The 14778-nt window shown below is 70.8% G+C and carries 16 protein-coding genes; 8 read left to right on the top strand and 8 right to left on the bottom strand.

Going from position 1 to position 14778, the window contains the following annotated elements; all coding sequences use genetic code 11:
- Positions 1-186: 186 nt before the first annotated feature.
- Both menD and AB0C87_RS36000 read right to left on the bottom strand, forming a co-directional pair.
- The gene (gene menD / locus AB0C87_RS35995; protein ID WP_360581453.1) at positions 187-1854 is read right to left on the bottom strand and encodes a 2-succinyl-5-enolpyruvyl-6-hydroxy-3-cyclohexene-1-carboxylic-acid synthase; all 1668 of its coding nucleotides are present in this window, start codon (positions 1852-1854) and stop codon (positions 187-189) included.
- Positions 1851-2801, bottom strand: a complete 951-nt coding sequence (locus AB0C87_RS36000; protein ID WP_345183884.1) for an o-succinylbenzoate synthase — start codon at positions 2799-2801, stop codon at positions 1851-1853. The genes menD and AB0C87_RS36000 overlap by 4 nt, the downstream gene beginning before the upstream one ends.
- Before the next feature lie 456 nt (positions 2802-3257).
- On the opposite strand from AB0C87_RS36000, the gene AB0C87_RS36005 reads away from it, so the two are divergent.
- Together AB0C87_RS36005 and AB0C87_RS36010 are read left to right on the top strand one after the other, a co-directional pair.
- Positions 3258-3620 carry a hypothetical protein gene (locus AB0C87_RS36005; protein WP_360581454.1) on the top strand — a complete coding sequence of 121 codons (363 nt, stop codon included), beginning with the start codon at positions 3258-3260 and terminating at the stop codon, positions 3618-3620.
- Complete coding sequence (locus AB0C87_RS36010) at positions 3610-4380, top strand: hypothetical protein (protein ID WP_353835145.1); 771 nt, start codon at positions 3610-3612, stop codon at positions 4378-4380. The genes AB0C87_RS36005 and AB0C87_RS36010 overlap by 11 nt, the downstream gene beginning before the upstream one ends.
- Positions 4381-4485: 105 nt before the next feature.
- On the opposite strand, the gene AB0C87_RS36015 is transcribed toward AB0C87_RS36010, so the two are convergent.
- Positions 4486-4926 (bottom strand): hypothetical protein, encoded by a 441-nt coding sequence (locus AB0C87_RS36015; protein ID WP_360581455.1) that lies wholly within the window; start codon positions 4924-4926, stop codon positions 4486-4488.
- A gap of 2 nt (positions 4927-4928) precedes the next feature.
- Complete coding sequence (locus AB0C87_RS36020; protein WP_345183894.1) at positions 4929-5246, bottom strand: hypothetical protein; 318 nt, start codon at positions 5244-5246, stop codon at positions 4929-4931.
- 216 nt (positions 5247-5462) lie between these two features.
- Between AB0C87_RS36020 and AB0C87_RS36025 the strand changes: the two genes are divergently transcribed.
- On the top strand, positions 5463-5753 hold the full coding sequence (locus AB0C87_RS36025; protein WP_360581456.1) for a hypothetical protein: 291 nt from the start codon (positions 5463-5465) through the stop codon (positions 5751-5753).
- A gap of 702 nt (positions 5754-6455) precedes the next feature.
- Positions 6456-6851, top strand: coding sequence for a hypothetical protein (locus tag AB0C87_RS36030; protein ID WP_360581457.1), 396 nt, complete (start codon positions 6456-6458; stop codon positions 6849-6851).
- A 113-nt stretch (positions 6852-6964) separates the two neighbouring features.
- On the opposite strand, the gene AB0C87_RS36035 is transcribed toward AB0C87_RS36030, so the two are convergent.
- The 3 genes from AB0C87_RS36035 to AB0C87_RS36045 form a co-directional block, all read right to left on the bottom strand.
- Positions 6965-7195 (bottom strand): hypothetical protein, encoded by a 231-nt coding sequence (locus AB0C87_RS36035; protein ID WP_360581458.1) that lies wholly within the window; start codon positions 7193-7195, stop codon positions 6965-6967.
- A 268-nt stretch (positions 7196-7463) separates the two neighbouring features.
- Positions 7464-7913 carry an NUDIX domain-containing protein gene (locus tag AB0C87_RS36040; protein ID WP_360581459.1) on the bottom strand — a complete coding sequence of 150 codons (450 nt, stop codon included), beginning with the start codon at positions 7911-7913 and terminating at the stop codon, positions 7464-7466.
- A gap of 11 nt (positions 7914-7924) precedes the next feature.
- The gene (locus AB0C87_RS36045; RefSeq protein ID WP_345183904.1) at positions 7925-8506 is read right to left on the bottom strand and encodes an HD domain-containing protein; all 582 of its coding nucleotides are present in this window, start codon (positions 8504-8506) and stop codon (positions 7925-7927) included.
- Positions 8507-8873: 367 nt separating this feature from the next.
- Here AB0C87_RS36045 and AB0C87_RS36050 point away from each other — a divergent pair, with 367 nt between their 5' ends.
- A complete protein-coding gene (locus AB0C87_RS36050) occupies positions 8874-9665 on the top strand; it encodes a site-specific integrase (protein ID WP_360581460.1) in 792 nt (263 codons plus the stop codon).
- A gap of 162 nt (positions 9666-9827) precedes the next feature.
- On the opposite strand, the gene AB0C87_RS36055 is transcribed toward AB0C87_RS36050, so the two are convergent.
- On the bottom strand, positions 9828-10727 hold the full coding sequence (locus tag AB0C87_RS36055; protein ID WP_360581461.1) for a 1,4-dihydroxy-2-naphthoyl-CoA synthase: 900 nt from the start codon (positions 10725-10727) through the stop codon (positions 9828-9830).
- Positions 10728-10839: 112 nt separating this feature from the next.
- Between AB0C87_RS36055 and AB0C87_RS36060 the strand changes: the two genes are divergently transcribed.
- From AB0C87_RS36060 to AB0C87_RS36070, 3 genes are all read left to right on the top strand, one after another.
- Positions 10840-12003, top strand: a complete 1164-nt coding sequence (locus tag AB0C87_RS36060; RefSeq protein WP_360581462.1) for an AMP-binding protein — start codon at positions 10840-10842, stop codon at positions 12001-12003.
- Positions 12004-12055: 52 nt separating this feature from the next.
- The gene (locus tag AB0C87_RS36065) at positions 12056-13093 is read left to right on the top strand and encodes a cation diffusion facilitator family transporter (protein WP_360581463.1); all 1038 of its coding nucleotides are present in this window, start codon (positions 12056-12058) and stop codon (positions 13091-13093) included.
- A gap of 254 nt (positions 13094-13347) precedes the next feature.
- Complete coding sequence (locus AB0C87_RS36070) at positions 13348-14703, top strand: RNA polymerase sigma factor (protein ID WP_360581464.1); 1356 nt, start codon at positions 13348-13350, stop codon at positions 14701-14703.
- The last annotated feature ends 75 nt before the right edge of the window (positions 14704-14778 follow it).

Here is a 14778-nt window from a genome sequence, read left to right on the forward strand (position 1 = left end):
GGCCTGCCCTTGCATGACGTATGGGCTTGTGGGACGTGGAACCAACAGCAAGCGCAGTCCTGTTGTCGTGGTGGTTTTTCCGGGCTGGACAAGCGATCGCTTGTCCAGCCCGGCGCCTTTACAATGTAATTTGAGGGTTAAAGTATCGCGGACGGGTGTCGGTCCTTCGTGCGGGTGGGCTCTCGGTCAGGCGAGGATGTCGCGGACGGCCGCGTGGGCGGCCTGGCGGAGGTCGGCGTGCAGGGCCGCGTTCGCTTCCCTGTCGGTGCGGGCCTCGATGATCCGCAGCCCCTCCCCCGCCAGCGCCTTCGGCAGGTCAGCGGCCGCGGCGAGCCGCCGGTACGGGACGCCGTGCGCGGCGGCGACCGCCTCCAGGTCCACCTGGTGCGGCGTCCCGAAGACCCGCTCGAACGGGCCGCGCAGCGCCGCCTGCGGCAGCAGCGAGAAGATCCCGCCGCCCTGGTTGTTCACGACCACGATCGCCAGGTCGGGGCGCCGCTCCCGCGGCCCCAGGATCAGGCCGTTCTGGTCGTGCAGGAACGCCAGGTCGCCGAGCAGGGCGTAGGAGCGGCCGCTGTGCACCAGCGCCGCGCCCATCGCCGTCGACACCAGCCCGTCGATGCCGCTGGCGCCCCGGTTGGCCATGATCCGGATACCGCGCCGCGGCCGCATCACCTGGTCCAGGTCGCGGATCGGCATGCTCGCCGCCGTGAACAGCAGCGACCCGCCCGGCAGCGCCGCGGCCATGTCGCGGGCCAGCCGCGGCTCGCTCACCTCCGGGACGGCGTCAAGGACGGCGTCCACCGCTTCGGCCGCGGCCCGGTCGGCGGACCGCCACGACTTCAGCCACGTGTCGTCGCCCGACACCACCGGGATCTCGACCTCGGGCGCCACCTGCGTCGCCGACCGCACGGGGTCGGGCCAGTGCGCCAGGTCGGGTGCCAGGACGATGTGCTCCTCCGCGCGGCGCAGCAGCGACAGCAGCGGGCGCGACAGGCCCGGCTTGCCCAGCGTCACCACCACCTCGGGACGGTGCCGCTCCACGAACTCCGGGACGCCCAGCAGGAAATGGTGCGACGACAGCGCGTGGTCGCCGTAGCGGGCGTTGCCGTTCGGCTCGGCGAGCACCGGCCAGCCGGCCATCGACGCCGCCGCCACGTACCGCTTGACGTTCACCGCACCGTCCCCGACCACCAGGACACCGCGCCGCGTCGGCGGGACGTGCAGCACCGACCCGGGCGTCGCCGGGCGCACCTTCGTCCACGCGCCGGTCGCGTCCCCGTCCAGGGGCTCGCACCACGTCTCGTCGCCGTCGGGGATCAGCGGCTCGCGGAACGCCGCGTTCAGATGAACCGGCCCCGGGACGGGCGCCTGCGCCAGCCCCCACGCGCGGCTCACCAGCGACCGCCAGTACGCCACCATGCCCGGACGGTTCTCCGGGACGCCGATCTCGGCGCTCCACCGCACCGCCGTCCCGTACAGCTTCACCTGGTCGATCGTCTGGTTCGCACCCGTGGCGCGCAGCTCCGGCGGCCGGTCCGCCGTGATCACGATGAGCGGGACGCCCGACTCGTGCGCCTCCACCACCGCCGGATGGAAGTTCGCCGCCGCCGTGCCCGACGTGCACACCAGCGCGACCGGGCGCCCCGACCGCTTCGCCATGCCCAGCCCGAGGAACGACGCCGAACGCTCGTCGATCCGCACGTGCAGCCGGAGACCGCCCGCCTCCTCGGCGGCGTGCAGCGCCAGCGCCAGCGGCGCCGACCGCGAGCCCGGCGCCAGCACCACGTCGGTCATCCCGCACCGCTGAAACTCGTCGACCAGGACGCTCGCCAGCGCGGTCGCCGGGTTCACGGCGCCACCTCCACCACCGCCGGGCCGTCCAGATGGGCCTGCGCGGCCAGCGCCCGGCTCCGCCACGCCCCGTCGGGCGCCTCCCAGCGGCGCAGCGCCTCCTCGTCCACCGCCGGCCGGCGCACCTCGATCTCCCCCGCGACCGGACGCAGCGGGTCGCGCACGACGTCGCCCTCCAGCAGCGGCAGCGTCCCCAGCCCGCACGCGTAGGGCAGCTCCGGCAGCGCGGCGGCCAGCGCCACCCCCGCCGCCAGCCCCACCGACGTCTCCACCGCGCTCGACACCACCACCGGCAGCCCGCACGCCTCCGCGACCCGCAGCGACGCCGCGACCCCGCCGAGCGGCTGCACCTTCAGCACCGCCACGTCGGCGGCGCCCGCCGCGCGCACCTTCAGCGGGTCCTCGGCGCGGCGGATCGACTCGTCGGCCGCGATCGGCACGTCCACGCGGAACCGCACCGCCGCCAGCTCCTCCAGCGTCGCGCAGGGCTGCTCGGCGTACTCCAGCTCCCACCGGTCCAGCGACCTGATCATCCGGGCGGCGTGATCGACGTCCCAGCTGCCGTTCGCGTCGATCCGGACCCTGCCCCGCGGTCCGATCGCCGCGCGGACGGCCTCCACCCGGGCCAGATCGTCGGCGTCGCTCTGGCCGCGCTCGGCGACCTTCACCTTCGCGGTGCGGCAGCCGGACTCGCGCGTCATCTCGAAGGCCCGCTCCGGGCCGACCGCCGGGATCGTCGCGTTCACCGGGATCCGGTCGCGGACGGGCGCGGGCCAGACCTCCCACGCGGCCTCCCGGGCGGCGGCCAGCCAGCGGGCGCACTCGGCCGGACCGTACTCGGCGAACGGCGAGAACTCCCCCCAGCCGGCGGGGCCCCGCAGCAGAGCGCCCTCCCGCCGCGTCACGCCGCGGAACCGCGTCCGCATCGGGATGGAGTACACCCGCACTCGCCGACCCCCTGACCTGCCCGTCGAATCACGGCATTTCCGGATCACACCGTGCACTCGAACCCCTAGTAGTACCACCGAAAACGTATCGGATGGTGATGGCTGATGATGGCCCCGCCTGTTCCCGCCCGATACGGCCGTCTTGCCGTGCTGAACGGTGTCAACGGATCCGCCCTGAACGAGGGCAGTCCCGCTCTCCCTGGCTCCCCTCGGGCTCCCCTCCCCCATCCACGCATCGAGCGCCGCGCGCTCACGCGCTGTGCCCAATCCCTCATTCCGAGGCCTGGGAGTGGGGCCTAATCCTCCGTGACCCGGCTGCGGCGCCGCATGAGCGGGACGTGGTGCACCTGTGGCAGGTGCGGCCCGACCTGACGCGCGCGGACTCGCTGGCGCTCTCGAAGAGCGGCTTCTACCGGCGATCCCGGCTCACCACTTCGGAGCTCGGCGGCCGAGCTCGTGAAGGGCCCGGACTCGGCGAAGGTCACCACCGCCGCCGACTTCGCGCAGGTGCTGGCGCCGCTGCTGGACGGCGCCATCGCGGCCAGGGTTCTGTTCGGGCAGCGCGCCGGGTACGGGATCAGCTGGAACGCGCTGGGGCATGAGGTCCGCCCGAAGTTCCACCCCAAGTGGCCCATGGACCGGCCGAAGATCTTCGAGCAGGGTGAGGGACTCTCGCTAGTGCCTATGCCCATCTCCCCTGGAGCTCCGGCGACGTGGCGGCGTGCGTCGGCATCGACGCCCGGCCGCCAGGCCCACCCAATACCGTCCGTCGGCGTCCACCCCTTCCACCCCAATCCACGGCTCCCTATTGCTCCCTGACCGACGCTGGCCAGGCCCGGAACCTACCCGGCGGTCGCGGCTATACCGGACCCTCCTCACGGCGTTCTTCGCGTTCATCGCCCTCGCCTACCTATCCGCAGGGATCTCAGGCGACCAGGTCTGCCTACGCGCCCGCACCGCCCACACGATCATCGGCGGGATCCTCGGGACAGCCATCATCGCGCTGTGTGTCGCACTGTCCTGGGTTCTGGTCTCCTTTGGCAGGTACACCCAGGAAGCACTCACGTTCCTGACCGCACTCATCTACTTCGCGCTCACCCTCACCGCAGTGATGATCACCATGTCCGCCGTCAGCTTCTACCGGACACTGAACGGCGACGCCTTCAACCTCCCGGCCGCGTCGATGGTCGCCACCGGCTTAGTGTTCATCGCTGCCGGAGTCGTGCTGGCTGTACGCACCCGACGGTCCTCGCGCAGCCAGAAAGACAAGCTCGACAAGCGGCAGCGGCGGCGCGTCAACCAACTCGCAGGCGGCACCCTGGCCTATCTCGCGGCAGCATCCATCACCGCCGGCCTCGTCCTCACCAGCACCTCCACCGGCTGGAAAGACCCCGACACCTGGGTCATCCACGCCGCAGGGTGGGGCGCGCTCGTCCTGCCGCTGATGGTCCTGCTGTCCGCTGTCGGGGCAATCGCACACCACGTCCCCGCCGCGGCGCCGGCCTCAGGCGGCAAGCAGGCTCCAGCCCCGGGCGTCCCCGGAGCGAGGAAGCCCGACGAGACCACGGGTAGCCAGTGAGCCAGCTGGTGTGGGGGCGCGGCGCGCCTTCCGCAGAAGGCGGGCAGATACGCCCACCCTGAGCCCAGACGATCGTCAGCGACACCTGCGACAGCCAACGGCCACTCAGCTCGAGCGGCGAAACTCCTGCACCCTCTGAGCGAACTCCTCCGGCCCCTCACCAGGCTCCGGATACAACTCTGGCGGGTCCGGCGGTGGCCGCCGCCCATCACCGTCAAGGCCCGCCTCCGGCTCCGGGTCCACCCCCAGCCGCTCACCGGTATCGAAATACTCCCCGGCCTGCGGATCGTCCTCGATCGCGAAGACCTCACCGAACTCGACACCATCAGCCTCGAAGATCGTCATGTACGCCGGGACCCGAGGCGAATCCAGCAACACCGTCACAACCTCAGGGCTCGTCGGGGTGCTATCGAACTCCGCCACCCACGACCCGTCCAGCAGCGCCCGCAGGAACTTCGCGGCCAGACGCTGCTTCTCCGGGGTCTGGCTTCCCGCCCACTCGGCCACGACTTTCCACGTCGTCTTGGTGAGCCGCAGCGGGCGCATCGCTACCCCTCCAGGCGCCTCAACAGATTCTCGACGGCGGCGGGGTCGGCCGGCTCGGGGACCGCCGCCCGCTGGTCGCGGATCCGCTGACGCAGATCGGTGGTTGACTCCAGACGAACCATCCGGTCAACACTCTCCGCAAACCGCGTCAGGTGGTCAATATCCTTCGAGTGGCCGTACGCGGCAACAACCCTGAACAGCGACCGGAACACTTCCCGCTGCTCCTCCGCAGTCAGCCCGTCCCACACCCCCATCGCCGTCTTAACCTGCGGGTCGTCCTTCGCTGGCACGCCAGGAGGAGTGACCTCGACCGGTTTCATCAGCGACCTCCACTCAACGGTTACATGTCCGTTCTAAGGGCCTGCTCCGACAACCTAGGGGCACTCCGCTGATCCGCTCAGCCGCTCCTCGCCGCAGGAAGGGAACGTGGCCGGATCGGGCCCTCTGCCCGGCGGGGGTGAACCAGCGACCGACCCGACACGTCCCCGTCAACCCGCATGCTGCAACCGGCCGCACCCGTGACACAGCCATCACACATGGGCACGATGCTCTCCGTGAACCCCATCCCCCCGATCATCATCGGCGCCATGCTCCTCGCCGCCCAGGGCGCAAAGATCGACGCGAAACGCTGTAAAGCCGCCTACCACGGCCTTCAGGATGACGAGATCCCAGCCGATAAATCAGGCAGCATATCTACTGAGTGGCGCGAGCAGGTCCGGCAGTTCTTCGTTGATTCCTGCGTCAGCGGCCTCCCTAGGCCCGTCCCTGGGCAGACCGCCCCACCGCCAACGCCGACAAGCACCGCCCCCAAACCCTCCAAGTCCTGACCCCGTCCCCTCGCCCAGAAGGCGCACACGCACGGCAACGAGGCCGCGCTCTCTGGTGCTCCGGGCCGGTCATCACATCACCGCAGGGCAAGATGAGCATGGACCCTGCCTTGTAACCCTTCGCGGAAGGTTTCCCTTAAGGGAAACATTGACGAGGTGAGAAGTCGCCAGCACGTTCCACGCGGCTACGGCATCGACGACAGCGGCCGATAACCCGCTCGCCCGAGGCCCCCTAAATAAGGGCGAGAGATGATCGGCGCCCTGCGGGCCGCTGAGCGCTTCGACTTCAGTGCGTCCCGTCGACCCCGCACAAACGAGGGGCGCGGCTACGGTCACCACAGCACCCGATCGCTTCCGCCGCCGGATGGCCGATTGCGGCTTGACGCGCTGTCGCAGGCGACGAGGGAGCAGCAGACCCGGATCGTGGCCTGCGAGCGGTCGTGTTCGTCGGCGAGTGCTTGACAGGCGGCAACAACCTTGACCGGGGATATGCGCTACTCGAGGCAGAGAGCCGACGGCAAAGCATGGAGAAAAGGGTCGGGCCCTAAAGGGGTACAGCTAAACCAGCGTTGGAAATTACCGTTGTTGAGGCAGCGGCAACAGCACATTCTGACCTCGCCACTGACTTGCCCCTGCACCTAAACAGAGGACGGTCTCTACTGTTTCCCGTCATCGCGATGGGACGTCACCAAAGGAGAGACCATGCACAAGCGCGCTCGCACGGCACTCACCACCGCTGCCTTCGGCACCGGCGGGGCGATCTTCGGAGTCCTCGTCGCGGCCTTGACCCTCGGCGTCTGGGCCGCAGACCCGACCGCCGCCTTCACCGTCCCCGGCGCCTGGTACCCCATCCTCACCGGGACCATCGCCGGTTTGGCCGGCGGCATCATCGGGGGGCTGGTCGGAGGTCGCATGGGTCGTGACTCCGCGGTCTCCATCCTGGCCCTGTGCGGGGGCTTCGGCTTGATGGTCACCTTTCTGGAGACCATCAACGACCGCATCCTCTACTACTACATCGTCGATTTCGGCGTTGTACTGCTCACCATCGGCATCAGCACCATGATCGCCAACCGCATCGCCGCTGAAAGGCGGCGGTGACCACCTGAGGTGTCCGGCCTGCCGGGCACCACTTGAAGGGGCCCGGCACGCCGGGCCCCTTCCTTGGTTTCAGCGCGATCCAGTCCGGCGCATCCATGCCGTTCCTCCCCCTGTCAGCTGCGGCTCTCGGCCAGCGACTCCAGCGTCTCTTGCAGATCCCAGACGTTCTGGCCTGCGCTCGGCGCAGCGTCGGTCTTCAGATTGCGCGGCCACGCCCCGCTCCAGAAGGCGCGGCCGGTGCTCGCCTGAAACTTCGGGTGGCGCCTGCGCGCGTTCTGGAGTCGGCTCCGGACGGTTTGTCCGGTCACCGGCACGACCTCGGCCCACCGCTTGCTGTGCCTCACCCCGATGACGTCGCGAAACGACAGGTACGCGCGACACAGGTGCCCGGCCCGCCACGGCCGGGCTTTGTCATTTCTCAAGCCAGTCCATAGATCGCGTAAATGCTGTGCCGACACACCGGCCCTCGCAGAAGCGGTGTGCCGCGTAATCATTACAGCCCCGACGGAATACCTAAGACGATTACGGGAGTTGCGCGGTAAACGCGCAACGTGCAAGCAAGCACAACGGCCCATGCTCTTGGGCACGGGCCGTCAGCGATTAGTCGTGTGGCTAATCGAGTAGGTCGTGTCCGTCATGGGTCCGGACGGCCGGGGCGCCGCCAGCGACCGAGTCCAGGAGCCGCACGGCGAACGGCTCAGCCATCAGCGCCCGGACGTCGTCGGTGGTCAGCCATGCAACCTCGACCGCTTCGTCCGTCGGGTGCGCCTCTCCCCCCACCACCCGACAGCGGAAGACGAGCGACACCACTCCGCGCTTCATGTTCTTGTAGACGCCGGTCAGTTCGCCGGCCTCTACACGGACCCCGGTCTCCTCCAAGACTTCCCGGACGACCGTTTCGCGCGGGTCCTCTTCGAGTTCCACGACGCCGCCCGGCTGCACCCAAGCCCCGTTGTCTCGTCTCTTGATCACGAGGAAACGTCCGTCGTCGCGAATGACCGCGCCGCCCGCGCTCACTGAATGGCGCGGCAAGTCGGACGGGTAGGACCGTCCGTCGTTCACGGGATACCCACCTATTTGCGACCGTAGTTCGCGACGATGTCGTACCACCAGGAACTCGGTGCCACCTCGAGCGCAGCGCTTGCAAGAGCCTTCCCGGTCGGGGTCCTCATGGCGTCGACCATCGTGTCCACCCACGGCTGCACATCCGCGTACCCCTGGGCCTGATATTCGCGGGCCTGAAGCAGGCATTCCAGCTTGTCGGCGTCCTTCGCGCACCGCGCCTCCGGAGTCGCCTGCTCTTCGAACTCTCCGGTCAGGGCTCGGATTCGGTCCGCGAGATGTTGCGGCAGCTGGGCAGTCTGGTCCCGGATCACATCTGTGTCGGGCGCCATCGACACGTATCGCTTCCCCGTGGACGGAACGTCGCCCTGCCGGGTCTCTGGGAAGTCGTGGAACAGGCAGAGGGTGGCGACTCTCTCAGCGTCGGCGCCTTCCACAGCGCCGATGACGTAGCCGATGACCGCGGTGCGGAAGCTGTGCTCGGCGACCGTCTCCGGGTTCTTCACACCGGCGATCCACCACCCCTGCCGGGCAGACCTCTTCAGGTGGCCGGCTTCGTGCAGGAAAGGCACGATCTCGCGGGCGTCAGACATGGGTTCTCCTTGAGGGGTTCGCGGCCATGCGCGCCGCGTAGTTGATGTTCTCTGGTTCGCGCCTGCTCTGGTTGGGCACGTCGAGGTCCAAGAGCTCTGCTGACTGTGCGCGGGCCTGGTCCGCTAGTTCGGGGTCCTGCATCAACAGTGTGGGTCGGCGCTGGATGAGAGACGACGCGGCGCATCGAGGCGGAGCGGGAGCGGCGGCGGGCGTTGCGGCAGAGAGTGTGGGAGGCGCGTCAGGTCCGCGACACCGCAGCCCGCGACCGTGCGCTCGCTGAGATCGCGGAACTGCCGCCGCCGCGCCGGCCTGTGGGCGCCTCGACCCGGGCGCAGATCCACGCGACCCTCCGCGTCGGTCTGTCAGATGCCGCCACTCGTCACCGTGAACGTCGCGAAGCTCATCCGCATGGGCGGCGGTCGCCGCCCCAAGGCGGTCGTGTGGACGCCCGAGCGGGGTAGCGGCTGGTTCGACACCTACACCGCCGCCCTTGAGGAGGCTGGCGAGCCGCCCGAGAGTCGCTCGACGCGGGCGTTCAAGCTGTGGCGATCGCTGCCACGCCCGTCCCGGGCGATGGTGTGGACACCCGAGCAGACCGGCGCGTTCCTCGACGCCGCCGCCGAGTACCGGCTGTACGCCCTCTACCACCTGATGACGTTCGCGGTGCTCCGGCGCGGTGAGACGTGCGGGCTGGAATGGGCCGACGTCGACCTCGACGCCCGGGAACTGTCGCTGTACATCCAGATCGTGCACATCACCTACGCCGGGGTTGAGGAAGCCGACCTCAAGAGCGACGGCAGCAAGGGCACCATCCCGTTCGACACCGCGACCGGGCAGGTGCTGCGGGCGTGGCGGGCGCAGCAGCGCGAAGAGCGCCTCGCGTGGGTCCAGTCGGGGAAGGTTTTCACCCGTGAGAACGGTGAGCGGCTGCACCCCGACCACGCGTCCGCAGAGTTCCAGGCCATCGCGTTCACGGCGGGGCTCCCATCGATCCGGCTGCACGATCTCCGGCACGGCGAGCTGATGCTTGCCGGCGGCGCGGACATGAAGCTGGTGCAGGCGCAGCTGCGGCATTCCTCCATCGTGTTGACCGCGGACACCTACACGAGCGTGTTGCCGGGCGTGGCGAGGGAGGCGGTGGAGGCGGCGCAGCGATGATCCCGAGGGCCGCCGCGGCAGGCTCAGCGAGCACTTCCGGGCTCCCCTCGGGCTCCCCTCCCGCGCAGGGCGGGGGCGTGGCACCGCTCAACCGCACGAATCAGCAGGTCAGAGCGTCACGGATGCCGCGCCCCACATCCCCAAAAGAACGCGCCCCGAGTCCTAGTAGTACCACGGGAAACGCGACCAATCGGGATCGCGCTTTTCCAGGAAGGAGTCCCGTCCCTCGGCGGCCTCGTCGGTGCCGTAGGCCAGCCGCGTCGCCTCCCCGGCGAACACCTGCTGCCCCACGAGACCGTCGTCGACGAGGTTGAAGGCGTACTTCAGCATCCGCTGCGCCGTCGGGCTCTTGCCGTTGACCTTCCGCGCCCACTCCAGCGCCGTCGCCTCCAGCTCGGCGTGCGGGACGACGGCGTTCACCATGCCCATCCGGTGCGCGGCCTCGGCGTCGTACGCGTCGCCCAGGAAGAAGATCTCCCGCGCGAACTTCTGGCCCACCTGCCGCGCCAGGTACGCCGACCCGAACCCGCCGTCGAAGCTCGCCACGTCCGCGTCGGTCTGCTTGAACCGCGCGTGCTCCCGGCTGGCCAGGGTCAGGTCGCACACCACGTGCAGGCTGTGCCCGCCCCCGGCCGCCCAGCCCGGCACCACGCAGATGACGACCTTGCCCATGAACCTGATCAGCCGCTGCACCTCCAGGATGTGCAGCCGCCCCGCCCGCGCCGGGTCGATCGTGTCCGACGTCTCGCCCTCGGCGTACCTGTAGCCGTCCCTGCCGCGGATCCGCTGGTCGCCGCCCGAGCAGAACGCCCAGCCGCCGTCCCTCGGCGACGGCCCGTTGCCCGTCAGCAGCACGCAGCCGATGTCGCTGGACATCCGCGCGTGGTCCAGCGCGCGGTACAGCTCGTCCACCGTGTGGGGACGGAACGCGTTGCGCACCTCCGGGCGGTTGAACGCCACCCGCACCGTCCCGTGGTCGACGGCCCGGTGGTAGGTGATGTCGGTGAAGCCGAACCCCTCGACCTCTCTCCAGGCGTTCGCGTCGAACAGCTCCGAGACCATGTCTTCCTCTCCGTCGGGCGACCGCGCCGCGGCCGGGGCGCGGCGCTCGGGCACCATTCAACCGGCCCCGCGTTTGAACGCGTTCAGCGGGGTCGTCTACGCTGATGAGATCATGGATCGCCCGCTGCACGCCGTCGTTCTGCCGCCCGGCCCCCGCCTGCTGGACGCCCTCGCCCGTGCCCTCGACGGCGGTCCCGCGATCTGCCCCCTGCCCCTGGACCTGCCCGAGCCCGCGCTGCGCGGCCTCCTGGACGCGCTGGCCCCGGACGCGATCGAGACCGCCGGCGGCACCGTCCCGCACTCCCCCGGCGGCGGGCACTCGCCCGTCGACGCCGGCACGGCGGTGCTCATCGCCACGTCCGGCTCCACCGGCGCCCCCAAGTTCGTCGAGCTGACGGCCGGCGCGCTGCGCCATTCCGCCGCCGGCACCCTCGCCCGCATCGAGGCCGGGCCCGGCGACCGGTGGCTGTGCTGCCTGCCCACCAGCCACATCTCCGGCGTCCAGGTCCTCGTCCGCTCCCTCGTCGCCGGCACCGACCCCGTCATCGCCCCCCGCTTCGACGCCGCCGCCGTCGCGGCGGCCGAGGGTCTCCACGTCTCGCTCGTCCCCACGCAGTTGCGCCGGCTCCTGGACGCCGGCGCCGACCTGTCGCGGCTCGGCGCCATCGTGCTCGGCGGCGCCGCCGCCTCGCCCGGCCTGCTGGCCGAGGCCCGCGGCCGGGGCGGGCGTGTGTTCACCACCTACGGGATGAGCGAGACCTGCGGCGGCTGCGTCTACGACGGCACGCCCCTGGACGGCATGCGCGTCGCGATCGGCGACGACGGCCGGATCCGCCTCGCCGGCCCCTCGCTGTTCACCGGCTACCGGCTGCGGCCCGAGCTGACCGCCGCGGCCAGGGACGGCGACTGGTTCCTCACCCAGGACCTCGGCGCGATCGAGGACGGGCGGCTGCGCGTCCGCGGCCGCGTCGACGACGTGATCAACACCGGCGGGGAGAAGGTCGTCGCGGGCGAGATCGCCACCGTGCTGTCGCGGCACCCGAAGATCCGCGACGTCGTCGTGGTCGGCCGCCCCGATCCGGAGTGGGGCGAGCGGGTCACCGCCGTCGTCGTCCCCGCCGGCCCCGGCCTGCCGGAGCTGACCGAGCTGCGCGCGCTCGTGCGCGAGACGATGCCCGCGTACGCGGCGCCGCGCGAGCTGGAGCTGGTGGAGGCGATCCCGCTGCTGGCGTCCGGGAAGCCCGACCGGGCCCGGCTCCGCGCCTGCGCGCCCTGACGGAGGGCCGCGCCGCGCATGGCACGGTGACCGCCGGGGCAGAGGACGGATCATGGCGGCACAGAGCGGGCAGCAGCGGACCGAGGGCCGGAACGACGGCGGCGCCCAGGACGAGAGCCTCCTGACCGTCGTCCTTGCGTTCGCCGCCAACCTCGGCATCGCCGTCGCCAAGATCGTCGCCGCGCTGATCACCGGGTCGGCGTCGATGGCTGCGGAGGCCGCCCACTCGATCGCCGACACTTTCAACGAGGTGCTGCTGCTGGTGGGGCTTCGCCGCAGCGGGCGCCCCGCCGACCGCCGCCACCCGCTCGGCTACGGCAAGGAGCGCTACATCTGGACCCTGCTCGTCGCCGTCGCGATCTTCGGGATGGGCGCGCTGTTCTCCTACTACCAGGGGATCGAGACGCTCATCGGGCACCGGGCGGCCGGCGAGTCCGGCACGATCGTCGGGTACGTCGTGCTCGCGGTGGCGTTCGTGCTGGAGGCGGTCTCGTGGCAGCAGGCGGTCCGGCAGGTCCGGGCCGCCGCGCGGGCGGAGGACCTGCCGCTGCGCGCCTACATCCGCCGCACCGACGAGCCCACCTCGATCAGCGTCCTGCTGGAGGACTCGGCGGCCCTCATCGGGCTGCTCATCGCGTTCGGCGGCCTGGGCCTGCACCAGCTCACCGGCTCGGCGACGTGGGACGGTGTGGGCTCCCTGCTCATCGGCGTCCTGCTGACCGCCGTCGCGCTCGTGCTCGGCCGGATCAACCTGAACCTGCTGATCGGCTCGCAGGCCGACCCCCGGATCGTCGCCGACGTCCGCGCGCGCCTCGGCCGGGCGGACGAGGTGGAGTGGGTCGTGGACATCGTCACCGTGACCTTCGGCGCCGACCGCGTGCTGGTCTGCGCCCGCCTCGACTTCCGCGACTCCCTCACCGCCGCCGAGGTCGAGCGCGCCTGCGTCCGGATGGCCCGCGAGCTGCGCGGCGCGCACGAGGAGATCGACGAGGTGTTCCTCGAACCGGTCCCCCGCGACGACCCTGAGCTGCGCGAACGGGTCATCGCGCGTTATGGTCGGACATTGCGGCCCAAGGATTCGGGAGCGTAGTGGTCTATCTCACGTCGCCATGACCTGGGGCCTTTACGAAGTAAGGTAGAACCGGATCGGTTCGGGCGGTGTGAAACCGCTGGCCGTGGGCACCACGACCGTCTGGATCGCTCCTCCACGATCCCCCGCGGAGCGCCGCCCGGCGACGAAGCCGGGAACAACAGGCCCGTCCTGCGACGTTCCGTTAAGTGCGTGCGCCACGAGCGAACACAATCCGCGCCGCACTCACACACCGAAGGGAGGGGGGTGTCCCCATGCCGCGAAGCGCCGTCGAGACCCCGCTCACGGAGTCGCCGAGCCCCGCGCTCAACGACCTCCTCAAGCGTGGCCGCGCCCACGGGCGCCTCTCGCTCGACGAGGTGAGGGGGGCCTTCGAGACCGCCGGGATCAGCCCGGCCCAGGGCCGCTCCATCCTGCGCGAGCTGTCCGAGGCCGGCATCAGCCTGGCGGGCGAGCCCGACGCCGTCCGCAAGAGGGCCGCGGCCGCCGACCACGCCGGCGGGGAGACCGCCCAGGACACCTCCGGCGCCGCGGGCGCCGCCAGGAAGCGCACCGCCCGCAGGGGCACCGCCAAGACCACCGCGAAGGCCGCCGGCGCGGCGCCGCGGCCCGGCGGCCAGCGCGACGCCTCCGTCGACGAGGGGTTCGACGTCACCGAGGTCGAGGCCGAGGAGACCTCCGCGGACCTGGACGACCAGTCGACCACGATGGGCGACTCCGTCCACACCTACCTCAAGGCCATCGGCCGCCGCCAGCTCCTCACCGCCGAGCAGGAGGTCGACCTCGCCAAGCGCATCGAGGCCGGCCTGTACGCCGAGCACAAGCTGGAGGCCGAGGACCTCTCCCCCGCCATGCGCGCCGACCTGGAATGGGTCGCCGCCGACGGCCGCCGGGCCAAGGCCCACATGCTGGAGGCCAACCTCCGGCTCGTGGTGTCGGTCGCCAAGAAGTACTCCGACCGCGGCCTGTCGCTGCTGGACGTCGTCCAGGAGGGCAACCTCGGCCTGATCCGCGCCGTGGAGAAGTTCGACTACTCCAAGGGCTACAAGTTCTCCACCTACGCGATGTGGTGGATCCGCCAGGCGATCCAGCGCGGCTTCGCCGACTCGGCCCGCACGATCCGGCTGCCCGTCCACGTCCTGGAGATGCTCAGCAAGCTGAGCCGCGTCGAGCGCGACATGCACCAGCGCCTCGGCCGCGAGCCCACCCCCGAGGAGCTGGCCGCCGAGCTGGACAAGAGCCCCGAGCAGGTCCGCGAGCTGCTGCGCACCAGCCGGCAGCCGATCAGCCTGGACTCCACCATCGGCGAGGACGGCGAGACCCGCATCGGCGACCTCATCGAGGACACCGACAGCCCCGAGGCGTCGGAGCTGGTGGACCGCCAGCTCATGGCCGACCAGCTGCGCCGCACCCTCGACATCCTGTCCCCTCGCGAAGCCAAGATCATGGCGATGCGGTTCGGGCTGTACGACGGGACGCCGCGCACCCTGGACGAGATCGGCAAGGCCCTCGGCCTGACCCGCGAGCGGATCCGGCAGCTGGAGAAGGAGTCGCTGTCCAAGCTGCGGCACCCCAGCAACGCCCGCCCGCTGCTGGACTTCGCCGTCTGACCACCCGCCGGGCACGGCACGCGAAGGGCCCGCGGGACCGTCACGGTCCCGCGGGCCCTCGTGCGTCGGGCGGCG

This window comes from Actinomadura sp. NPDC048021 (assembly GCF_040653135.1).
GTDB classification, from domain to species: Bacteria; Actinomycetota; Actinomycetes; order Streptosporangiales; family Streptosporangiaceae; genus Spirillospora; species Spirillospora verrucosospora.